Here is a 26882-nt window from a genome sequence, read left to right as displayed (position 1 = left end):
GTGAAAACAGCTGTTATTGTGAATCGAATGTGAACGGAGCAATAACTGTTTTAGGTTTGTTTATGCACCAAAATGGAACTAACTAGGTTGCAAAGTGAGATGGAATCTCATATGTCTATAAAGATTTGCAGCATGTTCAACATACTTCTTAGACAAAAAAGAAGGAGTGAAGTGAATATTGAGGCATAACAGAAGTATAAAAAGAACTTTTGTAGTGATGGCTACATTTATCCTTTTATTTGCAAATTTTTCATTTATCTCATTTGCAGAAACTGTGGAAATCCCAGAGGTTGAAGGGTATGAAGGCATTTATTATAGTGATTTTGGTGATTCTGGTGAAGTAACTCCTGAAAACTGGGGGTTTTCAACTTTTGCAGCAACAGTATCTATTAATGAGGAAGAGATTGCAGGAAATAACACACCTAAGCTAGATTTTAGTATTGTCGATCAATCAGGTGGACGTGTCGCGACAAAGGAATTGGACTCTGCTGTTAAGGGTGAACAGATTCTAGTTAAGTTTGACTGGTATCCTGGTAAGAACAATGATAAAGGAGTCCATCCAGAAGAAAATGGTGGCGAGTTCCGCATTTCCGATAGTGCTGGAAACACTGTGTTTACACTAAATAACACGAATAATGCCCCATTAGTTTATTTTGTTGGAAAAAATGCTCCTGTTGAAACAGGAATGACAAACCCGGAAGCATGGTATAACGTACAAGTAAATATTGACTTGTTAACGAATGAATTAACATTAACATTGGAAAGCAAAGAAACAGGAGAAACAGAATCGTATACCTCCTCTTTAGAAGGAGTAAATTTTGATGGGACTGTTTCAACATTACGACTAGTAGGGATGCGTACGTCAGGGAATAATCATACATGGACAACCTACTTAGATAATATGGGTGTTTATCATAAGCCGATTCAAGATAATGCGATAACCAATATTCCACGTCTTCCTTACCATCGAGTGTATGTTGGCGAAACAACAGAGGCTCTTGAATCCATTGGTTTACCAGAAACTGTTTCCGTTCAATTAGCAGATAATCGTAAAGTAGATGTGCCAATAGAAGAATGGACAGAAGTCGATAAACAATGGAATCCTGATGAAGAAGGAGTATACGAATTTAAAGGGACGCTTGCCGAAACAGAAGGGATAGTAAACTCTTTTGAAAAAGAAGCGACACTTTATGTGTACAACCGACTTACTCCTCCTGAAACCAATCGTAATACCGAGTGGTTGGATAGAGGTGTTATCGCACTGCCAACAGATGAAAGTGTCTTTGTATCATGGAGACTATTAGCGGATGAATATGATAAAGATGTTTTATTCAATATTTATCGAAATGGTCAAAAATTAAACGAAGAGCCGCTTTCTGTTACAAACTATGAGGATAAACAAGGGGAACCAGGTGCCGAGTACACTATCGAAACATTAGTTCAAGGTAATGCGACTGAAACTAATGAAGTATCAGCAGCATCTAATGATTACCTATCTTTACCACTGCAAAAACCTGAAGGTGGCACGACACCAACAGGAGATTACACGTATAGCGCAAATGATGCTAGTGTAGGTGATTTAGACGGTGATGGCGAATACGAAATTATATTAAAATGGCGCCCGTCTAATGCAATGACTGCTTTGGAGGATGTTATTACAGGTCCTACCATTTTTGATGCTTATAAATTAGATGGAACCTTGTTATGGCGCATGAATATGGGAATGAATTTAACATCAGGCCCACAATATCATCAATTTGTTGTCGCTGATATGGATGGAAATGGAAAATCAGAATTTTTAATTAAAACGGCAGATGCTACAACCGTATATGGTGCAACAAACGGGGAGTACGATAGCGATAAAGTGATTAGTGTAATTGGAAACCCTGAGGATGATGGAAGATGGATCAATGATGGGGGGCACGTTGTAACTGGACCAGAATATGTATCCGTTTTTGATGGGGAAACTGGGCAAGTGATTGACACGATTGATTATGCTTTCCCTATTGAAAAAGAAGAAGGCGATCAAGGTGCGTCATGGGGAGATACATTCTATAACCGTTCTGATCGATTCTTATCTGGTGTCGCTTATTTAGATGGGAAAAAACCTAGCGCTATTTATGGAAGAGGTTATTATGAGCGCACGACATTTGCAGCCTACAGTTTAGAAAATGATGAATTAATCGAAGATTGGACATTTGATACAGATGAAGCTGGTCGTGGGGAAAGTTTAGGTAACCACAACCTTGCAACTGGTGATGTCGATAACGATGGGTTTGATGAAATTATTGCTGGTTCATTGACACTTGACCATGACGGATCGATTCTTTATGCCATGGATGGAGAAATGGGCAGGGAAGAAGGATCCCATGGTGACGCATTACATGTAGGTGCATTTGATCCAGACCGTGAAGGGTTGCATGTTTTTGGTGTTCGTGAAGAGCCGGAAGTGGCATCCTTAGAATACCATGATGGTGCAACTGGTGAAACGCTCGAAGCATTTTTTGCTTATAAAGATGCTGGGCGAGGTGTAGCTGCTAATATTACTTCAAAACCTGGTTATGAATTTTGGGGTACTGGTGGCGCTAATGTAGAAGATGGCGGTGGTGTTTACAATGTCCAAGGTGATGTGATAGAGGAAAGCTTCCGTAATATTGGATTGCCAGTAAACTTTGTCACTTACTGGGATGGAGACTTATCACACGAGCTTTTAGATGGTACTTCCATTACGAAATATAATGAAGACACTGGTGAAGCTTATGTGATGGAGCAATTTGAAGGTGTTGTGAGCAATAATGGAACTAAAGCAAATCCAACACTTCAAGCAGATATTTTAGGGGACTGGCGTGAAGAAGCTATCTACCCAACACCTGATAGCTCTGAACTTCGAATCTTTAGTACGACTATCCCAACTGAATATCGTTTGCCAACATTAATGCATGATTCGGTTTACCGAATGGGGATTGCATGGCAAAATACGACGTATAATCAACCGCCTCATATTGGTTATTATTTAGGAGAAGATATCCGAGATCAAGTACTAGAAGGAAACCTTGACTTCCCTGAAGTGGATTATACACCAAACTTAGAGGCAATCAAGTATTTGATTAACTCAGAAACAACTGATAAAAAACACTCCATTTTAACGAATAAGCTAGATCAAGCAGCACATCAATTGTCCATTGATAGACCAGGTCAAGCTGCTAAACATATGGAAGATTTTATTAAACACTTGGATAAAAGTAGTTTGAATCATGCTTTCCAAGAAAAAGTCAAAGCAGATGCACATGCGTTAATAGAGGATTGGCAGAATTAAAATTGTTAAACTTTTAAGAGTAAGAATGTAAGGTTAGGCAGTTATTGTCTAACCTTTTTTCTTGCTAAGCAAGCACATCCTTTCAGAGTAAATAGGAAGTGGGCAAAATATGTAAAAAAAGTATTAAATGATGTCAATATCAAGATATAAAAGGAAAATAAAATATGAAATAATGTAAACGCTGACAAAAATTTTAAAAAGGAGGGATTCATTCTAATCATCCAACAGCTTAGATTAACAGGCGTAAAAGGAGTGAGCAAGAAGTCTTGTAAATTCACTCCTAAGAATTACTGAAATCATTCTATGTTTTAAAGTGAAAGGGTTGGATAACATGACAAGTAAAAGAAAAATGATCGGGTATTTAGCACTTGTTTCCACGTTATTTTTTGTCGTTGCATTAATGACAGCCGGTGAATCTAAAGCTGAAGATAATATGAGAACCATCACGATTGATGGAAACGATGTAGATGAATTTAACCGTTTTAAAGGTTTTGGGACAGTGTCAGGCAATAATACATCTCGTCTGTTGTTAGATTACAAAGAAGAGCATCCAGAAAAATATTGGGAAATCATGAACAAGCTATTTAACCCAAATACAGGGGCTGGATTAACGCATGTAAAAGTAGAACTAGGCGGCGATATTAACTCCTCTTCAGGAACAGAACCTGCAACGATGCGTTATGCAGATGAACCAGCCAATGTCCTAAGAGGCGCAGGTTTTCAATTTGCAGCTGATGCAAAATCAATCAATCCTGATATCACGACTGAAATCTTGCGTTGGGGTGAACCTCGATGGACATGGAATGGTGTTGCAAATGGAGATTATGAAAATCGATATCAATGGTATAAAAAGACTATCGATGCAGTTTATAAGGAGTACGGCTTTAAATTAGATTATGTTGGAATCTCACAAAATGAAAGAGCAATAAATGGTAATGGCAGAATTGAAGTGGAATGGCTGAAATATTTTACTTCAAAAATAAAAGAAGAGCCAAATTATGAATCAGACTATAAACATATTAAGCTTGTTGCCGCAGATGGTTATCGTGACACATCATCTATTAGCCAAGTGCTACTGGATAATCCAGACTTGATTGATGAAATTGATGTAATCAGTGTTCACTATGATTTAGATGGTTCTAATGAGCTTACTGCTTTGCAAAATAAGTTGATGGATGAGGGTAAAGAACCAAAAGAGGTTTGGATATCTGAGGGAATTTCCCCAATGATTAATGCTCGTTATCGTAAAAACATGGAACCTAATTACAATGGACTTGGTGGAAACGCAGGGGTGGTCGATGTCGTTTCAAGGATTATTTCTGTCTATTCTTGGACTGGTACAACCGATAATCCTTTGAATGCTGTTTCATTTGATTTTCAACCATCTGTTGCAGCCTTTTATCAAGGTTCTCAGTATAATCCGAAGCACTTGATTAGCGCGTTTGATCCGTGGTCTGGTTTTTATGAAGTAGACGGTGGGATACAAGGTGTACGTCAAGTGATGAACTTTGTTGGATATGACGATCATTCTACACCAGAAAATGAGCGCTGGATGTACGTAAAGGGTGCAACCTATAGTGACGGGGCTGAAGGAGATGGCGGAGTCAGAGTCGACACGAGTACGCATGATTATATAACGTTAAAAGATCCTGAAACAGATGACTATACAACGATTTTTACGAATAATACAAAAGAGACTCGCAAGTATCAAATGAAAACACAAAATTTAAATGGTAAAGAAAATGCAGAAGTCTATGTTTGGGAAACACGTGGTCCAGACGAAGGGCAAGCTTATGATACAAATTGGATGAAAAATATCAATACCATCACACCTAAAGATGGTGTATACGAAGTAGAAGTAAAACCTTATTCTATCGTAACCATCTCTACATTAGACAAGGAATCTGAAGTAGAAGGTTTTGAGTATGAATCCCAACCAGTGGATTTATCAGAAGACACCATAATGCCATTACCATATACGGATGACTTTGAATATCGTGAATATCCTGTCGATGAAGAAGGCAGAGATTATGTGGAGCGTCGCGGAGGTACACCACGCTATACGACTGACCAAATTGGTGCATTTGAAGTAGTTGAAAAAGCAACGAAACAGGCTGAGAGCAGAAGCGTAGAACGGGTAGAGCTGGACATTCCGGATGCAAAAAAACATGGGAATATGTTACAACAAAAAATCACTCCTGACATTATTGGAGCAGATTGGTCCGTCTGGGGCGGAACAGATGGAACTGCGTCTAGTGTTAATCCAAACACGAATCTAGGTGATTTCCGTTGGGTAAACTATAAAGTTTCTTACGACTTTTTACTAGATACTCATACACCTGAAGTGGAAGGCAGAGATAACTATGCATTGATTGGAGTGCGTCAAGTAAAAGCAGGTTGGTCAGATTCTCAAGCACCATATAATGCACGTATCTATTCAGATGGAAGATACGAAATTCTTAAGTTTGGAAGTGTGGAAGAAGAGGGAACGATTGAAAGCTTTGATAATACGGTTTGGCATAATTTAGCGTTTGAAGCAAAAGAAAATGTCTTTACACTTTATCTTGACGGTGAAGAGGTAGCTGCTTATACAGACGAGGACTCAAGCGTAATGGCAGGACGAGTGACGATAGGTTCTGGTTATTATGAAACACTTATAGATAATTTGCGTGTTGATCCTGTTAAAGGCTACACCTATACATCAGATAAATTTGATAATGCTCAAGGTAAGGTATATGATACGGAAGAAGAAGCTTTAAATAATAATGACAAATGGAATCCAATCGGTTATGTTGGAGATTGGGAGTTTTTACAATCAGGATATGCACATTACAACCGTACGCGGATGAGTGCGAGTACAGACTTTCCTGTTTGGAATGGAATAACTGTAGGACACAGGGACTCTACAAATGCACAAGGCACTTTGAATAAAGTGTACTATTCTGGAGACTGGTCATCGAACAGCGGAAATGCTTGGGGATCTGATGGAGAATCCTTTGAAATTACATTTAAAGGTCATGAAATCAGGTTATATGGAGAAGCGAATCCTAATAATGGAACAGCTGATATCTATTTAGATGGTGAATTAGTGGGTGAAGCGAATTATTTGAATAATATCAGTGTGGAAAGAATGGTCTGGTCTGCAGAGAATCTCGAAGAAAAAGAACATACGCTTAAGGTTGTATCAAAAGAAAGCTGGACCAGTTTTACAAAAGCGGAAATAGAGACAACAGATCCTGTTCCTGTAGTATCAGTCACCAACTTAGCAGCAAATGAGATTGTTAAGATAGCAGATGATTCAGAAGTAGGATATGAGGAAAATACAGTCTATGCTTACAGAGAGAATGGGAATTCTTGGGGCTCTAATAGCACTAATGCTTGGGCAAATTTTGATGATAATCCTTATATTTTGATTAACTTTACAGGTACAGGGATAGATTATCTCGCTGGGACTGGAGAACAAACAAAATATAAATTCGAACTCGATGGCGAAGATGTAGGTAACTTTGGCGTAGATGCTGATGGTGTGAGATATTCTGTAAGAGGTTTGGAAGAAAAGCCGCATACGTTAAAAGTTTCACTTGGTGATAATGAAAGAAAAGAAACCTTTATGGATTATCGTGGAGTCAATATTTACAGTACACCAGAAGAAAGTAATAGCAGCATGATCTTCGATTTTGACGGATCAGGGTTCAATTTATTCGGAGCAACTTCTGATGCATTAATTGATGTGTATATTGATGGTCAGCTAGTGGAAGATGACTATAGAATTTATTCTACAGGAGACAGGCAGACATCTTATCACGTTCGAGGGCTAAAAGACACGAAACATACCGCAAAAATTCATGTTCAAGCTGGTGAATTTGTTTTTGATGGTATGGATATCATCACTGGTAGAAATAAAGTAGAAGTAGATAAAGCAGAACTCCAGCAATTGTATGATGAAAATGAAGAAAAAGATCACAAAAATTACACTAAGGAAAGTTGGAAACCATTTCACAAGGCGCTAATGGGAGCAAAACAAGTTTTGAAAAATCCTCAATCTACACTATTGGAGGTAGTTGACGCCAAAACAACTTTACAGGAAGCAGTCGAAGGATTAACCGAAATAAACGATTAAAATTAATTTATGAGCCTCTATCTCTTTAAAATAGAGGCTCATTTTATATTATAGTAATCTACTTATTGATAGGGCCATTTTCATAACCATGCTATCGTAAAAATAGTGTATAATTTTGTTGAAGAGATAACAAAAGAGGGGAGTAGCGTAATGAATCACGCCTTAGTAGAAGCAGTAGCTGAAGCTAGCAAAGAGAAGTTTGATTTGGCTAATCTAGCATTACCAGAGGAATATTATTATCAAAGTTTACCATTATGTGTAATTGATGCGGTTTTTTCCATCGGTGTTCGATATGAAAGTACTAGAAATACAGTAAAGAAATACTGTGACTTTTTTGTATTAAAAAGGACGAGGGATAACGACATTACTCCAGATATAAATGAACAAGAATCCGTCGATATGTTTATTAAAAAGATGGATGAAATGGGAATTGAAACCTTTACATATGATGTGTTTCAAAACAAGCAAAGAACTTCAACAACTAACGGAATACTTAAGACAGAAGCAGTCTATCAATTTTGCAAAGTGCTTCAACAATATGATGTTCATTATTTACAGAACATGCCAAAAATTTTAGGAAATAGAAGTTTTGAAAATGAAATTAAGTCCATAAAAGGACAAGGAAGCGGAGTATCCCTGACGTATTTTTTCATGCTCGCAGGTTCAGATGAATGGATTAAACCCGATAGAATGATATTACGTTTCTTAGAGGATGTGTTAGGATCAAAAGTAAATATTAATGAAGCACAGGCTATTATGACAAGGTCATCAGAATTATTAAAAAAGGATTATCCTAATCTCACTCCTAGATTATTAGATTATGCAATATGGGAATATACACGTGTTATAAATGCTTAATAGTATAGGCTTTTGTCTCAAGTAATTGCTTTCATATAAAAAAGTATATTAAGATAGAGGCGGGAGGAGATTATATGCAAAATTTTGTATTTGATAATAAGACGAAGATTATATTTGGAAAGGATCAAGAACAAGTCGTAGGGGAAGAGTCTGTCGTTTATGGCAAAAAGCTTCTTTTGCATTATGGAGGAGGAAGCATAAAAGAAAGCGGTTTATATGACAGCGTTTTAAATTCGTTGAAGGAACAAGGGATTGAAGTCATCGAGTTAGGCGGCGTTAAGCCAAATCCTAGAGTAACTCTTGTCCGAGAAGGAGTAGAACTCTGTAAGAAACATGACATTGACTTCATTTTATCTGTAGGCGGCGGAAGTGTTATTGATTCAGCAAAAGCAATAGCTGCTGGAGCGAAATATGAAGGAGATGTCTGGGACTTCTTTACAGGAGAAGCTGTAGTTGAAGATTGCTTACCGACAGGTGTTGTTCTAACGATTCCTGCTGCTGGTAGTGAATCAAGTGCAGGAACGGTTGTTACGAACGAGAATGGCGATTATAAGAGAGCATTTGGTCATATTACTTTGCGACCACAGTTTGCTATATTAAACCCAGAGCTTACATACACCTTACCAGCTTATCAAACTGCTGCTGGAGTTACTGATATGATGGCACATATATTGGAAAGATATTTTACAAACGAAAAGAATGTAGAGTTAACTGATCGATTATGTGAAGCTACTTTACGAACGATTATTAATAATGCACATACCGTTCTTGAAGATCCAACAAATTATGCTGCGAGAGCAGAAATTATGTGGTCTGGGACAATTGCACATAATGATCTGCTAAATACAGGCAGAATCGGTGATTGGGGAAGTCACGATATTGAGCATGAGCTTAGCGGGATTTATGATATTACCCATGGAGCCGGATTGGCCATTATTTTTCCAGCATGGATGAAGTACGTATATAAGCATGATATCCATTTATTTGCTCAATTTGCGAATCGAGTATGGGGAGTTGAAATCGACTTAAATAACCCAGAGAAAACAGCATTAGCTGGTATTAAGAAAACAGAAGAATTCTTTAGTTCAATAGGCATGCCAGTCACACTGAGGGAAGAGAATATTGATGATGACCATTTTGAAGAAATGGCTAGAAAAGCAACAGAAAGAGGTCCTTTAGGTAACTTTATTAAATTATACGAAGAAGATGTATACAATATTTATCAATTAGCAAAATAACAAAAAGTAAAAACCCCGTTCCTTCATTGGATGCGGGGTTTTCCCGTGAATTCCATTCTGACAAACATAATTATTATGAACGCTGATTCATATAATAAAAAAGAGTGGGGATAAAGCCCCGTTTTCCCTCTTTGCGAATAATGATGTACCTTAATTGGGCAGAGAGTAATCGCAATGTTAGGGATAGGTTGTGGGCTCGGTTCCTATTACAAGCGCCATCTCAAAAATCCATCCATAACATAGAATAATATATATCCATTTCATTTTTGTTATTTTTTAAGGATAATTTTAGACAAAACATGAAAAAATATCTTATAAGTAAATATTCATATTCTAAAATACATGCTCGAATGAAAGCGTTTCTAACAAGAAGAACAAGTGTTAGTTTCCCGGAGGATCCACCCGTTAAATTCTTAAGAGAGGGAAGATGTAGGTGTAGATTATGAATAAACTTAAAGGATTAAATTTCTCATTTAAAAATTTGAATGAAAAGAACATGTCTTTCGAACAAGTTTTTGAAAGAATTGTTCATTTTATGAAGCAAACTCCTAATGGAGACTTTAGTTTGATGATAGGTACTGATTCTCAAGTTCACAAACGCCATACTTTGTTTATTACAGGTATTGTTATTCAAAACAAAGGAAAAGGTGCATGGGCTTGTATTAGAGAAGTAAATGTACCTAGGAAAATGACGAATTTACACGAACGTATATCTTTTGAGACGACTTTGTCGGAGGAGATATTCTCCATGTTTACCCAAGACAGAAAAGAGCAATTATATGATATTGTTTTACCACATATTTATAGAGGCGCAAGCTTTTCAATAGAAGGACATATCGATATTGGAGCTGGACAGCGCAACAAAACAAGGATATTTGTTCAAGAGATGGTGTCGCGTATTAAGTCCATGGGCGCTGAGCCAAAAATTAAACCTGATTCTTTTGTAGCCAGTGCTTACGCGAATCGTTATACGAAATAATTGTTTGTAGGCATGAAAAAATGACTTCTTCATGGGACGCCTCTAGTCCTTATTTCTTCATAATCCGATGGCCCCTTTGTAATCTATGATCTATACCATAAATTCTAATGAAGCCTTCTATTCCTCTACCTCTTTATCCTTTATTGAGTGTTTTTCCCTCGTATAACTGCTTTAGCCAATTGCTTCTATTTTTATTTTCTTTTCATCTGTCAATCTTAATAAAGGCGACGTATAAACAGTGATGTAATAGGAGGGAGTTAGTCACTCCCTCTTATTCCTTGCCTAAATTTAAAATTCTAAAAATATATGACATTATAAAAATTATTTAGAATTTTCCAGAATGGAGAAACCGTATACAATGAAAATAGAAATTATGACAAATCTAGAAGGGAGGATAAAAAAAATTTTTATTTCTGCTTTTGTGTAAGCGGTGTCAATAAAGTTAGAGGAGGATTTATAAGATGAATGTATGGCAGCCGAACAGTCCTTTAGGAGGATTGCCTTTTTTAAAGAATGCTAGTAGTAAGAGAGAGTCCAGTTATGATAAAACTGGCGGGAATAGAGATTTTAAAGTGGTGGAACCAGGTGAAACAGCTGTAGTAGCGGATATTCAAGGTGCTGGCACTATTAAACATATTTGGATGACCACAAGATGTTATGCAGAGCAGTACTTAAGGAAGTTAGTACTTGAAATGTATTGGGATGGTGAAGAAAATCCAAGTGTTCGAGTGCCACTGGGTGATTTTTTCGGAATTGGTCACGCAACTTGTAAACATTATGTTTCGTTACCATTAAGCATGGTAATGGGAGAGAAAAGAGGACCAAAAGGACCTTTTGCGGCATCTATGAATAGTTATTTTCCAATGCCATTTGCAGATGGAGCAAAAATTTATTTAATCAATGAAAGCGAAGAAAGAATAGAAAATTTATTTTATTATATAGATTATGAAACGTATGATAGCAAGGATCAAATACCAAATGATATGGGTAGATTCCATGCAGTATGGAATAGAGAAAACCCTTGTGAGAAAGTGATTCATGAATCTGATATAGAAGACCCAGCGCCGTGGGAACTGCCAGGTATAAACCTTACTGGTGATGATAATTATGTCATCCTAGATGCAGAGGGGCAGGGTCACTACGTTGGCTGTGTGTTAAATATTGATAACTTTGATGCATCGAATCAAGAGTTTACATGGCCAGGTGAAGGTGATGATATGTTCTTTATAGATGGAGAAGAATGGCCGCCATCCTTGCATGGAACAGGAACAGAGGATTATTTTAATGCAGCCTGGGGATTTCCAAGCGGTGAATATGCAGGTCCATATCATGGTATTTCATTAGGTAGTGATGTGCAGGAGCATTTTGGTAAATGGAGCCTTTATCGATTTCATATAGAAGACCCAATTCGGTTTAGTACTTCTATAAAAGCAACAATAGAACATGGACATGCTAATGATCAAGCAAATGATTATTCTAGTGTTGCATATTGGTATCAACTAGAACCGCATAAACCATTGGATAAGCTTCCGCCAGTAAAAGAACGCCTTCCGAGAAGATGGCCAGAGCATGGATTATGGGACAGATAAAAAATCGTTAGATGGAGGTATGTAAATGGTCACTAGAAAAATCATTCTGTTACATTTCTTATTATTTATTCTTTTGATGCTAGCAGCATGCTCAGCTAATGAAACAAGCAATAATGAATCAGAGGATCAACAATCTGAAGAAGGAAGTGATGAAGAAAACCAGTCTATCACTGTACTTGTTGAAGGTGGAAGTCCTGCCTTTACTGTTGCTAATGAAACAGCAGATGAATTTAAAGAAGAAACAGGTTATGAAGTAAAAATAGAAGCCGTACCGTACACTGGTGTTTATGACAAATTAAAAGCAGAAGTAGCATCTCGTGCTGGTGCGTTTGATGTAGCGACAATCGATATATTATGGTTTCCAGCTCTGGCAGGTGGTTTGTTGCCAATTGGTGATCTTGTCACCGATCAGGTTGAAAGTGATTTATTTCCGGGTTTAATCTCCGGTGGAACCTATAACGATGAAGTATATGGAATGCCAGTTTGGACTAATGTGAAAAATTTAATTTATCGAAAAGACTTGTTCCAAAATAATGAAAATAAAATGGCATTTCAAGACAAGTATGGGTATGAGTTACAACCACCGCAAACATGGGAAGAATATAGAGATGTAGCAGAATTCTTTACTCAAGATACAAATGAAGACGGAAACATTGATATGTATGGTACGACGGTATTCGGGGCAAATAATGGTGATTCTGTTGCAAGTTGGTTAGATCATGCAGCTCAAGCAGGTGCTGATCCTTTGGTAGTTGGTAAAAATGGTGAAGTCTTGGTGAATACAGAGCCATACGTAGAATCACTGGAGTTTCTAACAACCTTATTACATGCAGATCAATCCGTACCAGCAGGTGCTCTTGAAATGGCTTCAGCAGAAACTTCTGAACTATTTTGGAGCGGTAAATCAGCGATGATGCTGGCTTGGGGGCACTTTTATGTTCCTTCAAATGATCCCGAACAGTCAGATATAGCGGGAAATGTTGGCTCTGCTCCTATGATTGCTGGCGACGAAGGCATTGGAGCTGTTCCTGGACCTTGGTATCAAGTTATTCCAAAATCATCGAACAAGCCTGAAATAGCGAAGCAATATATTCAATTTTTATATGAGAAGAATGAATTATATATGGAAACTTTAGGGGTGGCTGCGAGAAAATCTGTGTTTGAGGAATACGGTGAAAAAGAGGGGTATGAGCATTTACAACCTTTAATGACAACACTATCGGGAGAACAAACCCAAAATCGACCAAAAATTAAACAATGGCAGCAAATAGAAAGTGAAGCTCTCATCCCAGCTGTACAATATGCTTTCTCAGGAGAAAAAACACCACAGGAAGCACTTGATTGGGCGGCAGGTGTTATAGAAGAAATTCTCCCATAATAAAGAAAAATAACGGTAAAAACTCCTCTCTAAATCATTCTGCAATACAGAGAGGAGTTTTTATAAAACGAAATGGATAGAAAGGGTGATCTAGCATGAAACTTCGTAATAGTGGATTGTCATTGATGTTTTTTGCACCAGCCGGTTTATTTATGATGATATTTTTATTATATCCTATGTTGCTTTTAGTACGAGATAGTTTTTATAGGATAGATATATTAGATCCTATGTCTAAAGAATTTGTCGGCTTAGCTAATTATATTGAAGCATTATCATCGAACAGGTTTTTACAATCCGCTTTCAATACAGTGATTTATATTGTTACCGCAGTTGGTATTGAATTTATTCTTGGGCTTATTCTTGCCTTGCTGTTAAGTACAGCATTTAGAGGGAGTCAGTTCATTCGAACACTGCTTTTAAGTCCCTTAATGATTGCACCACTAGTATCAGGTTTAATATGGAAATTCATGTTAAATGACCAATTTGGCATTATTAATTGGGTACTTTACAAATTAAGAATCATTTCTGATCCACACCAAATTATGTGGTTGTCTGATCCAAGTTTAGCTCTAATATCAACTATTATTGCAGATGTATGGCTCACAACACCTTTTATGATGCTTGTTTTACTAGCCGGGATTCAAGGAATACCAAAAACAATGTATGAATCCGCACAAATAGATGGAGCATCAAAATGGCAAACATTTAAATATGTCACTTTTCCTTCTTTAATACCAGTAGCTACCGTTGCACTTCTTATACGAATTATTGACGCTGCTAGAACATTTGATATCGTTTGGGTTTTAACACAAGGGGGACCTGGATTCTCATCTGAAGTGCTCAGCACATACATGTATAAAGTGTTAACACGTTATGGTCAAGCAGGAGAAGCAAGTGCAATGGCGGTTATTTTTATCATTATTCTACTTACTATCAGTTCCTTCTTCATTGTTAAGGTAATGTCTCCGAACCAAAATAAAGCCTAATAGAAAGAGAGTGATTGTAAATGGCGAAAATTAAAGTCATAAAACCAGAGTATCCATTTATGATGGGTTATCAACCGTGGAAGTTCAAAAAGAATATATGGAAGCTATTTGTTATCTCTTTAACTTGTTTTTTAGCATTATTATTTTTAGGTCCATATATATATTTAATATTAACAGCACTTAAGCCATCAAGTGAAGCTGTTTCTACTCCGCCATCTTTATGGCCATCAACGTTTTCCCTGGAGAGTTTCAGAGGGATGATCGATTACTTACCAATTGGAAAGTTTTTTTTCAATAGTTTAATAGCTGCAGGGGTTAGTATGGTTTTAAGCTTATTGTTAGGCTCACTTGGAGCTTATGGGCTATCTCGGTTTTCCTCTAGTTTGGGGAATGTTTTCTTGTTATTTACATTAACGATTAGAATGGTGCCGATGATTAGTATCGCCATTCCTATGTATATGATTATTAATCATATGGGATTAATAGATACGAAGCTTGCTTTGATTTTAGTGTATACGAGCATCAATGTTCCCTTCGCTATTTGGCTAATGATTGGATTTTTTGATTCTATTCCGAGGGAGTTTGATGAAGCAGCAAGAGTGGATGGCTGTAGTCGTGTCGGTGCTTTTTTCCGAATTATCTTACCCGTATCTCTACCTGGTCTTGCTACTACAGCTATTTTTACTTTTATGCTGGCATGGAATGATTTTTTATTCGCTTTATTAATAACGAGTTCTGAGTCCAAAACAGCAACTGTAGGGATTTCAGAATTTTTAACAGCTTATAGTCTAGATATGGGCCCCATGACAGCTGCCGCAATCTCATTTAGTTTACCTGTAATGATTTTCTCTTTTATTGTACAAAAATATATTGTTAGTGGTATGACACTAGGTGCAGTAAAAGAATGATGTCCTCTTTTTAAAAAATTAGAAAAAACATTTAATATATCATGTAAAAAATTGATAGAATGAAGATATATATTTGAACACAATGAGGAATGTAGAATGAAAAGATTACATGTAAAAAAGAGATTGACCATTAAAACGCAAATTGTTTTATTAGCTCTTTTTTCCACATTAGTACCACTGGTTGTTATTGGAACATTTACATTCTATTATCAAAATAAAATTATTGAGAATAAAGTTTCCAATACTGCTGATAACTTTTTGAAAATGGTAGACCGGAACGTAGCTAGTTTAATTAAAGATGTTGAAAATATGTCGAATATCATTTTTCTATCCAATGAAATTCAGAATTATTTAAGTCATCAACAAACCTCTCCACGGCTATATCAATTAGAAAATTCGTCAAGAAAACTTTTGAACAATATAACTGTTGTTAATAAACCTTATATTAATGGTATTTATATAGGGAATGAAGACAATGAGTTTTTAAAAGTTAACTCAGGTTACGCCATACACAAGGATAATAACCACGAAATCATTCAAAAAGCCACATGGTATACAAAATTAAAAAAAAGTGAGTGGGGAGGTGTTTGGTTTGATGCAAATCAAACTAAACTGATTGAAAATTATTCAAATAAAACAGATACTTTAATGTTTGGACGAGTAATTCGAGATTTAAGTTCATCAGAAGAGTTAGGGCTGTCTTTAATTAGCTTAGACAAAAGCTTTTTTGACAATATGCTTAGCAGCATTGATTTAGATGGAACTATTGTTATTTATAATGGAAATACTCCTATTTACTTTAGTGATAAGAATAAAATTAAACAAGAAAATTTATCTGAAATTTTTGAATATTCTCAGGAAAAGACGACTCAAATTAAATCGGTAAACGGTACGAAATACTTCATCAATTCGTATAATAATGATGAAATCCAATGGACAATGGTTAGTTTAATCCCTTATAACAGTTTTATTAAGGAATTCATTCAAATTCGTCTTATTACAATTGCACTTTTATTTTTATCCTTTCTTTTAGTGGTTATTTTTGCTTTTTTAATATCGAGAAAAATTACTAAACATTTATCCTTGTTAAGGAAGGTTTCAAAGAACATGGAAAAAGATACGTTGATTACTCCACTAGATTTTGATACCAATGATGAGATTGGTGAAATAGGAAACCGTTTAGTTGAAGTGTATAATAAAAACAAAGAATTGACCATGAGATTATATACATCACAACTCAAAGAAAAAGAAGCAGAGTTACGAGCATTGCATAATCATATTAAACCACATTTTTTATATAATACTTTGAATCTAATATACTGGATGGCAGAAAAGGAAAAAATGCGTCCTATTGCCAAAATGGCGATAAGTTTATCTAAATTATTTAAGTTAACATTAAACAATGGAAATTATATGACTTCAGTAAAAAATGAAATAGAGCAAATTAAGCATTATCTTTTTATTCAAAATATTCGATTTAATAATAAAATTGATTATCAAATCAATATTGATCCAGAGATTCTAGAGGAACGTATTATAAAATTATTATTACAACCACTAGTTGAAAATGCTGTTTACCATGGATTAGAACCGAAAGAGGGACAAGGCTGTATCATAATTAATGGGAAGTATTACGAAAAAGGGATTATGTTTGAAATTATGGATGACGGAGTAGGGTTTGATCAGCACAATTCTTTTGGTTATGGGCTTCAAAATATTAAAGAAAGAATAGAGCTTTATTATGGGGATAAATATGGTCTTAGTATGGAGAGTCAAGTAAATAAAGGAACTAAGGCAACCATACTTATTGCGAAAGCCAAACATCAAATTTCGTGAGTTTCCTTTAGAAAGTGGGGTGTTTCATTGTTTAAATTATTAATCGTAGATGATGAAAAGATAGTGGTAGATGTTTTAAAATCTATCATATGCTGGGAAGACTACGAAGTTGAATTATTAGGCTCTGCATCTAATGGGAGAGAAGCTTTAGAATTAATAGAAGAGAAAAAACCAGATATTGTACTTGTGGATATACGAATGCCAGGATTAACTGGTTTAGAGTTAATAACGGAAACACGAAAGTTAGGACTTGACACAATCTTTATTATTATTAGCGGTTATACGGAATTTGAGTATGCGAAGAAGGCTATAGAACTGCAAGCCGTTGATTATTTAGTAAAGCCTATAGAAGTGGAAGATATTATTTCAGCTATACAAAAAGCAATAGAAAAATATAAAAAAGAAATATTAAGGAAAAAAACAAACAAACAAATTCGCTACTATGAAAACCAATTAGAAGAAAAAAACATTTTAGACTGTATACTGAGCGGAAATCAAGAAGAATCTAATATATTACAAAAAAGTCATGGTCTTACAATAGCTTGTATCGGATTTCATCATGAAACAGATTGGAAAAAAATTTTAAATATAAATAATAACCAATATAGAGATCTATTTCAAAAAACATTCGAAAAACAGGGGCATATAGCATATAGTTATGTGATCGAAGATAATTTAATTTTCTTATATGAAAAATCGGACCAACAGATCGATGATGAACGGTTACTAATCGATTTCTTTGATAAATTAGGAGACGATTTTCCATTTGATCCCATAATTGGTGTTAGTAGATATTACGCTACATCATATTCACTACACGATCTGTATAAGCAAGCCAAATCAGCCTTTAAAATAGGCTTTTTTCTAAATAAAATCTGCACTCACTATGATGAATATGAAAATATTAATCACCATATTGGAAATGATATTTTTAAAATAATGGAGGAGTTTTTTGCCCAAAATGATCATGTACTTCATCACATCCTATCTTTAGTAGATGAAGTGATTAGGTACTGTAGGGATCAAGCTCTTCCTCCTGAAAAAACCAAATATGTTTGTTATAAGCTTATTTCTGGACTTTTTACGTATGTAAGGACGGAATATGAAGTGGATGCATACAGCATTTTAAAGACAAATAATCCTGTTTATGAGGAATTAAATAAGCTGCATTCCATTAATGAAATTCGAGTTTGGCTATTAACGTCTATCCAGGAAATCCTGCAATATATTACTGATCATCGACTAACGTATAATGATAAATTAATAAGAGATGTTAAAACATATTTAAATCAACATTTTAATGAGTCTATTAGTTTAAATGAACTGGCAGAGAAATACCATATAAGTCCAGCCTATTTAAGCTGTCTTTTTTCTCAAAAGGTAAATGTAACCATTTCAGAATATGTTACCCAACTTCGTCTGAATAAAGCTAAGGATTTATTAAGAACAACTAAATATAAAGTGAGAGAAATATGCCAGGAAATAGGGTATGACAATCAACGTTATTTTCATTTAGTATTCAAAAAAAAGGTAGGCACCACTCCCGGTGAGTATCGCGCAAAAAGAGTGATGGAGAAATAATCTGAATCAGTCAAGTGCAATACCAAAATGGATAAAACAATAATTTTCATCGCTACCCACATGATCATATATGAGATTAAGCTTGCAGATTGTAAATAATGTGTAGGATATAACACACGAATGAAAAAGGCAAGGTTGCAAATAAGCAAACCCTGCCTTTCTGTACTATTCTGTTATAAAGTTTTCCGTATAATAAGGCTGTGATTCTTCATTAAAAGCCACGCCTATCGCTAGTAACCTATACCCGTTCTTTAAAATGTTTTCGCGGTGACCAAGCGAATTCATCAGACCTTCATGTGCAAAAACGCTGCTTGATTGTCCTGCAGCAAGATTCTCCCCAGCCATTCGGTAGCGAATATCATCCTCTGACAGACGGTCAAATGGAGTTTGTCCATCTAAATTGGTATGACTGAAATAATTATTGTCTGCCATATCTTGGCTGTGATCACGAGCAGTTGTTCTTACGGGTTCTTTCCACTCCAACGGCGAAAGTCCATGTGCTACTCTTGCCGCATTGGTTAAGTCAAACAATTGATATTCAAATCCTTCTCTAAGTGCATTGCTGGGCTCTGCAAAAAAGCCTTCTTTTTGTTTTTCCAGTCCACCACTAATGATTTGAATGGCTGTAACGGTGTTGTTTTCGTGCTTATCATAAAAAATGGTCACATAATTATTGTCTATAAGAAAAGTATCGTATTCTTCGTTGTTTTGAACTTGATAATGAACAAACCCTTTCCGTATTCCTTTTATCGGCTCTCCTAATTTAGAAACCACTGTTTCCTTAGACGATTCAAGGGTGATTTCTTCGTTTGATGAGAGTAGGTTTTGATTGGTGTATAAACCAGCCACTTTATTTTCCTCATCATATGCCACCATAAAAAAGTTAGCGTAATTTTCATGATAAGCCACCCAATTAACCCCATATTCATTTTGCGATGAACGTTTGTGATTACCTGCTTGATTTTCCACCTCTGAACGGTCATCTCCTATCTCGATATTGTGAACAGAGAAGGATTGATCTGAAGGCTGACTTAGCTCTGGGTGGTCTGGAGCAGGCTGGGTAGGCTGCTTATTTTCTGCAAAATTATCATTTAATTTCCCGAGAAATAATTGGATTTCCTGGTTCATTGTGTCTAAAAAAGCGGCAACTCGAGGATTCTCTTTTATTTCATCAACATCAGTTTTCATATCGTCCCACACGCCCTCTACACCTGAGCGATTGAACGTATCTCCATAAAAATGCCAAAATCCATATGCTATAAGCAATAAAAAGATAATGTTTCGTATTTTTGGCAAAATCCCACTCCTGTCCTACTTTTGATTATTTTATTTTACCAAGATTTTAGTCTAGGAACAAATAGGGAGGGTATAAGAAGTTTAATACGTCAGTAAGTACTCATTTTATAATAATGTTTAAACAGTCTGGTAATACTATTTTAAGTAAATGAACGGGGGAGTTAAAATGAGGAATCTTGTCATTGTCGGCGGGGCAGGGACAGTTGGTGAAATACTTTTTCAATCCTTAAGCAAAACATACAATGTTCTAGTTCTGGATAAAACTATAAAAGAGAATACCAAAACACATCACTATGTTGATGCAACAGATTATAAAAGTTTATTATCAACCATTCCACGAGATACGGATGTGATCATCAACTTACTAAGAATGGAAACTGATAAAGCAATAGAAGATGTGGTTAAGTTTGATTCGATGACAGATGTCTTCTTTAAAGCTTCTTATTATCTAATGCTAGCCGCTGAAAAATACCAAATACCCCAAGTTATCTTTGCTAGTAGCAATCATGTGACGGATTATTATGAAAAGAATGGGCATTCCAAGCTTGGACGGGAAATAACAACAGACGACTACCCATACCCAAAAGGCTTATACGGTGTGTTAAAAATTGCTTCCGAACAAGCAGGTTTCATTTTCTCATTACATTCTGATTTATCGGTTATTAATATACGTATTGGATCTGTTCCTCATGAAGAGGAGAAGGTAGCTTTAGCAAAAAATGATCGTTTAAAAAGAACGTTACTCTCGAGGGAAGATTTAGTGAATGTATTTGAATCCGCCATAAATTCCAATGTGAAGTATGGAACTTATTATGGCGTATCTGATAATCCAGGTAAACCGTGGGATATCTCCAATGCTAAAGAGGAATTGGGGTATCAATCAAGGAAAAATACAGAGGAATTGAATTAAAATTTTTCATTATTAGTTAAAATAGTTTGGAACCACGTAAAGGAAGCCTGCTTAATTAGCAGGCTTAAACATGCTTATGATGTCTTAACTAGTAATTTTGATTCTATGTTATTTTTTGAAAGAACAATAGGTTCTTCATCCAGAGCAGCAACTATGTTCACATTATTTGGAATTATGACATCCTCTTGTATGATAACTCTATCAAGTACAACATCAGAGCCAATTCGAGCACCAGGGTGAACCACCGATTGTTTTATAACGGAACCTTTCCCTACATGCACATTTTCAAATAACACAGACCTATCAATTTCCCCAGAAAACATACATCCGTCATGAATAAGTGATTGCCGAACTATACCATTCTCATCAACAAGTTGTGGTCCATATAAAGAATTATGAGAATAGGTATTCCATTCATTTTGATGAAGAGAAAATGGAAAATTCTCTTGTAATAAATCCATATGTGCTTCCCAATAACTCTCTATTGTACCAACATCCTTCCAATAACCTTGAAATTGATAGGCATACACATCTACTTGATCTTCTATCAAAGCAGGAATAATATCCTTCCCAAAATCATGATCGGAACTTACTGCACTTGCATCCATTTCTAGATATTGTTTTAGAATATTCCAGTTAAAAATATAAATTCCCATGGAAGCAAGGTTGTTTTTGGCTTGTACAGGTTTTTCCTCGAAATCATAGATCTTGAAATGTTCATCAGTATGGAGAATTCCAAATCGTGAAGTTTCTGACCATGGCACTTTTATCGTGGAAATGGTAACATCTGCATCTTTTTGCTTATGATGATGCAGTAACTTGTCATAATCCATGTGATAAATATGGTCACCAGATAAAATCATGACATATTCTGGATCATACTGATCAATAAAGGATATGTTTTTCGTTACAGCGTCAGCAGTACCACGATACCAGTCACCTCCATTTTGTTCAGTAAAAGGAGATAAAATAGTGAGTCCGCCATTATTTTTATTCAGATCCCATGTATCGCCTGCGCCAATATGTTTATGAAGTTCAAACGGATTGTATTGTGTAACGACCCCAACTGTGTTCATATTAGATTGCATGCAATTACTTAATGTGAAGTCAATAATACGGTATTTTCCACCAAAAGGAACAGCGGGTTTTGCTATGTTTTGGGTTAATAAACCAAGGCGTTTACCGACGCCTCCAGCTAGAAGCATTGTGACACATTCTTGTTTCATGTTAAATCCCCCTCAGACTAATATCAAATATTTACCATTTATAATCATGAATCTATTAAAAGAATAGATTATCATCATGCTATGTTATTGTTCCTTTTTCTAACAATAATAGGAGAGTGGTTTTCATTTGATAGAAATGAATTTGCCACTATTTATATTCTATGATGGATAATCGGTAATATTACATGAAATGAATAAGAAATATTAAAGAAATGGTTTGGATAACAAGAGAAGGAAAATACAGGTTTCGATACAAAAGAAAATGCTGCACTCTTTTTTAAAGAATGCAGCGCTTTCTTTATTTAATAACAAGGACAGGACAGTTAGCGTTATTGGTTACTTTATGACTAACACTTCCCATCACTAATTTTTTAATACCACTTAAACCTCTGCTTCCGATTACGATTAGATCTACTTCATTTTGATTGGCAAATCGCACAATTTCTTTAGATGGTGTTCCTAAAAGTTTTTCGTATTCAGCTTCGGTACGCGCACTAGTCAAATGATTTTTTGCTTCTGCAAGAATATGATCAGAATTATCATCTTCAAGATCTGTTTTAAAATCTGAACCTGTTTTCAATTGGGGAGCTATAGGAGCAGTATTTGTATACCCCTGTCCGATTGGAAAAGACTGTTGATGATGAAGAGGGATACGATCACCTTGTTCTTTTACATGAACAATGGTTAATCTGCTTTGATTTACTTTTGCCAAATTCTCCGCTGCTTTTAATGCTTCCACACTATCCATTGATCCATCATAAGCGACAAGAATGTTTGTGAATTCTTTGGTCATAGTTTTCACTCCTTTTTGAGATATAATTTTAGACAAACTTGAGCACGCTTTCGAACTGGATGTAATGGATGGAAATAGCTTTTAATGAATATCTCCTTTCCACTAAAAATATCTTTTATTTATATATTCACTTTTAGAAAAATAATAAACATCCTTTTTTCACTTCTATTTAGAAGATCTTTATAATAATAATTACAGTATTTAGGAAAAGGAGAATAAAAGTCAGATTAAGTGTATTGGATCATTCTCCCATTACAAGAGGGGATATACCTGAAAAAACTTTAGCTAATACATAAGAAGTAGCTCAGTTCACAGAAGATGATATAAAAATAAAATGAAGCAAAATCGGAAAAGGTGCATAATTGGAACGCATCGTTTGTTGGCGGAAGTATTATTATAAAAATATTTCTGATGCCTTTCATGTGTAAATGTGGTGCAGTTCAATTATTATACTATATTTTCCTAATCTATTATAATGGGGAGAAGTGAGGAAGGTGAAGGAATGCCACAACAGGATATTTTGGAGAGAAACCCTAAAGGGAAAAAGCGTTTAGCTCTTGCTTTCTTATTGGCTATGCTTGGGATGTTAGGGCCTTTTAATATTGATATGTATTTACCTAGTTTCCCTGCGATAGCAGATGATTTTGATGCAAGAGCATCATTAGTACAGCTTAGTTTAACAGCATGTTTGGTTGGACTAGCAAGTGGTCAGCTTGTATTTGGTCCAATCAGTGATGCACACGGTAGAAGAAAGCCTATGATTATATCGCTTACTTTTTTTGCTATTGCTTCATTGCTTTGTGCAGCTGCTCCAAATATAATTGTTCTAATTATCGCTCGCTTTTTACAAGGTTTTACTGCATCTGCAGGAATAGTACTGTCGCGTGCAGTGGTCAGAGATATTTTTAATGGAAAGGACCTTACACAATTTTTCGCCTTGCTGATGGTGATTAATGCAACAGCACCAATGATTGCTCCTATTAGTGGAGGAGCAGTTCTGCTATTACCATTTGCTACATGGCATACGATTTTTATATTCTTAAGTATTTTTGGATTTTCGCTTGTTGCCATGGTCGTTTTTAGATTAAAAGAATCCCTGCCACTGGAAAAAAGACAGCCTAGCTCTATTGCCCATACAGTACGAACAATGGGAGGATTGCTAACTGATCGGTCTTTTATTGGATATGCTATTGTTGTCTGTTTTGTGCAAGGTGGAACCTTTGCTTATGTAGCAGGGACACCCTTTGTCTATCAAGAAATCTACCAAGTTTCACCACAGATTTTCAGTATATTATTTGGTATAAACGGTTTAGCGATTATTTCAGGGAGCTTTACGGTTGGTAGGTTAAGTGGCAGAGTACAGGATCGTTCATTATTACGGACAGGGGTTATCGTATCCCTATGCGCAAATGCTTTCCTTTTAGTAATGACCATTATACAAGGGCCACTTGCTCTGATTGTTATTCCTATTTTTATTCACATGTATACAATCGGTATTATTTTAACAAGTTCTTTTTCACTTGCAATGAAAAAGCAAGGACATCGAGCAGGTAGTGCAAGTGCACTATTAGGCATGTCGCCGTTATTAATGGGATCCATTATAGCTCCACTTGTTGGGATTGACGAAACCACTGCAGTACCAATGGGAGCGTCACTATTTACGACGTCTTTAGTAGGTTTTATCGCATTTTTTACACTGACAAAAGAAGAAAACGATGAGGAAAAGCCAGCTTCATAGTATATGACGCTGGCTTTTGTCATCTAATTTTATTTAAATATTAAACAATATTTCATTAGTATAAAAATAGTTTCTAGTCTATGAAAAAATGGCACCTTTGTCCATACACCATTTATCAAAGTACATATATTGGTATTAACATTAGAAAAGGGGGGATATCTATGAGTAAATTCTGGGAAGAAGAAGACATTTTAAAGAATAAAAACAAAAATGATTTAGATGTTGATGCCAAACTAGACAGTAAACTAGACAGTGAATTAGATAATGAGAATGATGTGCGTTTAAAGGATAAAAACCTAAATAAAGCAGATGCAAAAGTTATAGATTCTGGAAATTCAAAATTAGATATAGATATAAAAGTAGATAGTGATTCGAAAGCTAGAGTACGTGCTAGATCAAAAGCAGATCAGGATCAAGAATTTGATGTGTAATATATTATGATAGGAGATGCTAAAAAAGTAGTATCTCCTTTTTAATAGAATAGGAGGTTCCACATGCAAGATGCAACTGAAAATAAATTGAAATCTATTATTCAGGATAGCGGGAATTCCGATGTAGATTTAGTAGTTAATATGGAAGTAGATACAAAGGTTATTGCTTATGGCATGCTATGCAGTTTATATGCTAAGGGAGATTTAACAGAACATCAATTACAAAAAGGGATTCATAAATTAGATTCATTAGTAGAGGAAGATAGAAAGAGACGTAATATTGATTCAAACGGTGTGTCAAAACCAAAAATTTACGATTTCCCAAAGCAAAAGCAAAAGCAAAGAAGGAGTTGGTTATAAACCGATTCCTTCTTTGCTTTTTTATCCATATCACAATTTATATCGTGTTACATATGAAGTGAATTCGGTGTAGATTCCACGATTAGGAAGATAGATAAGGGCAACTACGGCTCTGCTGTCGCCAAGGCTCGGCAATCGCCGAGTTTTCTTTATCTATAGGTTAACGAGCAAGGTTACTAGATTTAATATGTATAAATAAAAACTTTACCGATATTTTACAGATAATTAAAACAAGCTTAACTTTCTAGCTATATAGTTAGTGTTGAAAGAAATAATACATACAGGGGGAATATTTAATGAAAAAAGTCGTAATGTCGTGTTTTGTTGTGTTATTTGTTGTATTTTTAAGTGCGTGCTCGGAAGAAGGTTCAGCAAGTACAGGAGATACAATTACTTTTACATGGTTGCCAAATGAATCAGGTGAAGATCTTAAATCAGCTAGAGAAGAGATTGGGAACATAGTAGAAGAAGTAACAGGAAAAGAAGTAGAACATCAGACAACAACAGACTATATTGTAGCAATCGAGGCTTTAGCAAGCGGTAATGCTGATTTGGCATTTTTAGGTGCACAAGGTTACGTAGAAGCACATGCGAAGAATGAGAATGTTTTACCAATTGCGGTCGCCTCTGGCTCTTCCGGTACTTTAGAAGATGCAGTGTATCATAGCTGGTTAAACGTAAAAAAAGGGAACGAAGAGAATCACAAGAATGGAGAAGAGTACTCTATTGATAATCTTGTAGATAAGTCTTTTTCATTTGTTTCCAACAGTTCTACTTCTGGTTTTAAGGTCCCGTCAGAAGGTATTGTTTCTTACTTTAATGAGAAAGATGGATACGAAGATTTAACGCAAGAGGATTTATTAGAAGGTGGAGCTTTCTTTAGTGAAGTTTTGTTTGGCGGATCACATCAAGGTTCAGCTGTTAATTTACTTTCAGACAAAGTCGATGTAGCGGCATTTTGCGATGTATGTGTTGATAACTATGTAGAACATGTAGAAGGGGAAGAAAACAGACCTGGTGCTATTTATCGAGTAAAAAATGATGCTGCAGAACCTTTTAATACGGTAGCTGGAGAGGAGTTTGTATTAATCTCTGTTACACCAGTGTTAAATGCTCCGTTTACAATGAATACAGAAACATTAAGTGAAGAAGATCAACAAGCTATTATAGAAGCTTTTACATCGGATGAAGTAGCAAACAATGAAAATATCTTCATACCAGAGGATTCTGAAGAAGGTGGATTATTTAATAAATCAGGTGACGAAAGATTTTTAGAAGTTGATGATGCTTGGTTTGATCCAATTCGTGAGCTTTCTAATTAATAGAATAATAAAAGAGA

General features: G+C 35.6%; 19 protein-coding genes. 16 read left to right on the top strand and 3 right to left on the bottom strand.

The window, feature by feature from the left end; genetic code table 11:
* Positions 1 to 178 precede the first annotated feature (178 nt).
* From GHD00_RS04840 to GHD00_RS04790, 11 genes are all read left to right on the top strand, one after another.
* On the top strand, positions 179 to 3316 hold the full coding sequence (locus GHD00_RS04840) for a rhamnogalacturonan lyase family protein (protein WP_240468596.1): 3138 nt from the start codon (positions 179 to 181) through the stop codon (positions 3314 to 3316).
* A 331-nt stretch (positions 3317 to 3647) separates the two neighbouring features.
* Positions 3648 to 7436: a glycoside hydrolase family 30 protein gene (locus tag GHD00_RS04835; protein ID WP_163537018.1), complete on the top strand. Its 3789-nt coding sequence runs from the start codon at positions 3648 to 3650 to the stop codon at positions 7434 to 7436.
* A gap of 150 nt (positions 7437 to 7586) precedes the next feature.
* On the top strand, positions 7587 to 8294 hold the full coding sequence (locus tag GHD00_RS04830; RefSeq protein WP_163537017.1) for a hypothetical protein: 708 nt from the start codon (positions 7587 to 7589) through the stop codon (positions 8292 to 8294).
* A 74-nt stretch (positions 8295 to 8368) separates the two neighbouring features.
* Entirely contained in the window at positions 8369 to 9532 is a 1164-nt protein-coding gene (locus tag GHD00_RS04825; RefSeq protein ID WP_163537016.1) for an iron-containing alcohol dehydrogenase, read from the top strand.
* 442 nt (positions 9533 to 9974) lie between these two features.
* Positions 9975 to 10511, top strand: coding sequence for a ribonuclease H-like YkuK family protein (locus tag GHD00_RS04820; RefSeq protein ID WP_163537015.1), 537 nt, complete (start codon positions 9975 to 9977; stop codon positions 10509 to 10511).
* A 461-nt stretch (positions 10512 to 10972) separates the two neighbouring features.
* Positions 10973 to 12100: a glycoside hydrolase family 172 protein gene (locus GHD00_RS04815; protein WP_163537014.1), complete on the top strand. Its 1128-nt coding sequence runs from the start codon at positions 10973 to 10975 to the stop codon at positions 12098 to 12100.
* A 25-nt stretch (positions 12101 to 12125) separates the two neighbouring features.
* On the top strand, positions 12126 to 13478 hold the full coding sequence (locus GHD00_RS04810; protein WP_163537013.1) for an ABC transporter substrate-binding protein: 1353 nt from the start codon (positions 12126 to 12128) through the stop codon (positions 13476 to 13478).
* A 95-nt stretch (positions 13479 to 13573) separates the two neighbouring features.
* On the top strand, positions 13574 to 14464 hold the full coding sequence (locus GHD00_RS04805) for a carbohydrate ABC transporter permease (RefSeq protein ID WP_163537012.1): 891 nt from the start codon (positions 13574 to 13576) through the stop codon (positions 14462 to 14464).
* Between the two features lie 20 nt (positions 14465 to 14484).
* Complete coding sequence (locus GHD00_RS04800) at positions 14485 to 15372, top strand: carbohydrate ABC transporter permease (RefSeq protein ID WP_240468595.1); 888 nt, start codon at positions 14485 to 14487, stop codon at positions 15370 to 15372.
* A gap of 96 nt (positions 15373 to 15468) precedes the next feature.
* Positions 15469 to 17208, top strand: coding sequence for a sensor histidine kinase (locus GHD00_RS04795; protein ID WP_163537011.1), 1740 nt, complete (start codon positions 15469 to 15471; stop codon positions 17206 to 17208).
* A 27-nt stretch (positions 17209 to 17235) separates the two neighbouring features.
* Positions 17236 to 18789: a response regulator gene (locus GHD00_RS04790; protein ID WP_163537010.1), complete on the top strand. Its 1554-nt coding sequence runs from the start codon at positions 17236 to 17238 to the stop codon at positions 18787 to 18789.
* Between the two features lie 165 nt (positions 18790 to 18954).
* Here GHD00_RS04790 and GHD00_RS04785 read toward each other — a convergent pair whose 3' ends face one another.
* Positions 18955 to 20085, bottom strand: coding sequence for a CAP domain-containing protein (locus GHD00_RS04785; RefSeq protein ID WP_163537009.1), 1131 nt, complete (start codon positions 20083 to 20085; stop codon positions 18955 to 18957).
* 166 nt (positions 20086 to 20251) lie between these two features.
* On the opposite strand from GHD00_RS04785, the gene GHD00_RS04780 reads away from it, so the two are divergent.
* Complete coding sequence (locus tag GHD00_RS04780) at positions 20252 to 20995, top strand: NAD-dependent epimerase/dehydratase family protein (protein WP_163537008.1); 744 nt, start codon at positions 20252 to 20254, stop codon at positions 20993 to 20995.
* A 74-nt stretch (positions 20996 to 21069) separates the two neighbouring features.
* Here the strand turns inward: GHD00_RS04780 and GHD00_RS04775 are convergent, their stop codons facing one another.
* The gene (locus GHD00_RS04775; protein WP_163537007.1) at positions 21070 to 22221 is read right to left on the bottom strand and encodes a glucose-1-phosphate adenylyltransferase; all 1152 of its coding nucleotides are present in this window, start codon (positions 22219 to 22221) and stop codon (positions 21070 to 21072) included.
* Positions 22222 to 22519: 298 nt separating this feature from the next.
* A complete protein-coding gene (locus tag GHD00_RS04770; protein WP_163537006.1) occupies positions 22520 to 23014 on the bottom strand; it encodes a universal stress protein in 495 nt (164 codons plus the stop codon).
* Positions 23015 to 23534: 520 nt separating this feature from the next.
* Here GHD00_RS04770 and GHD00_RS04765 point away from each other — a divergent pair.
* From GHD00_RS04765 to GHD00_RS04750, 4 genes are all read left to right on the top strand, one after another.
* Complete coding sequence (locus GHD00_RS04765; protein WP_163537198.1) at positions 23535 to 24752, top strand: Bcr/CflA family efflux MFS transporter; 1218 nt, start codon at positions 23535 to 23537, stop codon at positions 24750 to 24752.
* Positions 24753 to 24913: 161 nt separating this feature from the next.
* On the top strand, positions 24914 to 25183 hold the full coding sequence (locus GHD00_RS04760) for a hypothetical protein (RefSeq protein ID WP_163537005.1): 270 nt from the start codon (positions 24914 to 24916) through the stop codon (positions 25181 to 25183).
* Positions 25184 to 25246: 63 nt separating this feature from the next.
* Positions 25247 to 25543: a hypothetical protein gene (locus GHD00_RS04755; RefSeq protein WP_163537004.1), complete on the top strand. Its 297-nt coding sequence runs from the start codon at positions 25247 to 25249 to the stop codon at positions 25541 to 25543.
* Positions 25544 to 25839: 296 nt separating this feature from the next.
* Positions 25840 to 26865, top strand: a complete 1026-nt coding sequence (locus GHD00_RS04750) for a phosphate/phosphite/phosphonate ABC transporter substrate-binding protein (protein WP_163537003.1) — start codon at positions 25840 to 25842, stop codon at positions 26863 to 26865.
* The last annotated feature ends 17 nt before the right edge of the window (positions 26866 to 26882 follow it).

Source organism: Gracilibacillus sp. YIM 98692 (genome assembly GCF_010993965.1).
In the GTDB taxonomy this organism is placed as follows: Bacteria; Bacillota; Bacilli; order Bacillales; family Amphibacillaceae; genus Gracilibacillus.
Note: the sequence above shows the minus strand (reverse complement) of the source record. Positions and strands in the feature narration are given on the sequence as shown.

What these genes read in the sequence shown, in the direction of transcription:
- GHD00_RS04835 (WP_163537018.1), top strand. Translation starts at nt 3,648, where the DNA reads ATGACAAGTAAAAGAAAAATGATCGGGTATTTAGCACTTGTTTCCACG.
- GHD00_RS04830 (WP_163537017.1), top strand. Translation starts at nt 7,587, where the DNA reads ATGAATCACGCCTTAGTAGAAGCAGTAGCTGAAGCTAGCAAAGAGAAG.
- GHD00_RS04825 (WP_163537016.1), top strand. Translation starts at nt 8,369, where the DNA reads ATGCAAAATTTTGTATTTGATAATAAGACGAAGATTATATTTGGAAAG.
- GHD00_RS04820 (WP_163537015.1), top strand. Translation starts at nt 9,975, where the DNA reads ATGAATAAACTTAAAGGATTAAATTTCTCATTTAAAAATTTGAATGAA.
- GHD00_RS04815 (WP_163537014.1), top strand. Translation starts at nt 10,973, where the DNA reads ATGAATGTATGGCAGCCGAACAGTCCTTTAGGAGGATTGCCTTTTTTA.
- GHD00_RS04810 (WP_163537013.1), top strand. Translation starts at nt 12,126, where the DNA reads ATGGTCACTAGAAAAATCATTCTGTTACATTTCTTATTATTTATTCTT.
- GHD00_RS04805 (WP_163537012.1), top strand. Translation starts at nt 13,574, where the DNA reads ATGAAACTTCGTAATAGTGGATTGTCATTGATGTTTTTTGCACCAGCC.
- GHD00_RS04800 (WP_240468595.1), top strand. Translation starts at nt 14,485, where the DNA reads ATGGCGAAAATTAAAGTCATAAAACCAGAGTATCCATTTATGATGGGT.
- GHD00_RS04795 (WP_163537011.1), top strand. Translation starts at nt 15,469, where the DNA reads ATGAAAAGATTACATGTAAAAAAGAGATTGACCATTAAAACGCAAATT.
- GHD00_RS04780 (WP_163537008.1), top strand. Translation starts at nt 20,252, where the DNA reads ATGAGGAATCTTGTCATTGTCGGCGGGGCAGGGACAGTTGGTGAAATA.
- GHD00_RS04775 (WP_163537007.1), bottom strand. Translation starts at nt 22,221, where the DNA reads ATGAAACAAGAATGTGTCACAATGCTTCTAGCTGGAGGCGTCGGTAAA.
- GHD00_RS04770 (WP_163537006.1), bottom strand. Translation starts at nt 23,014, where the DNA reads ATGACCAAAGAATTCACAAACATTCTTGTCGCTTATGATGGATCAATG.
- GHD00_RS04760 (WP_163537005.1), top strand. Translation starts at nt 24,914, where the DNA reads ATGAGTAAATTCTGGGAAGAAGAAGACATTTTAAAGAATAAAAACAAA.
- GHD00_RS04755 (WP_163537004.1), top strand. Translation starts at nt 25,247, where the DNA reads ATGCAAGATGCAACTGAAAATAAATTGAAATCTATTATTCAGGATAGC.
- GHD00_RS04750 (WP_163537003.1), top strand. Translation starts at nt 25,840, where the DNA reads ATGAAAAAAGTCGTAATGTCGTGTTTTGTTGTGTTATTTGTTGTATTT.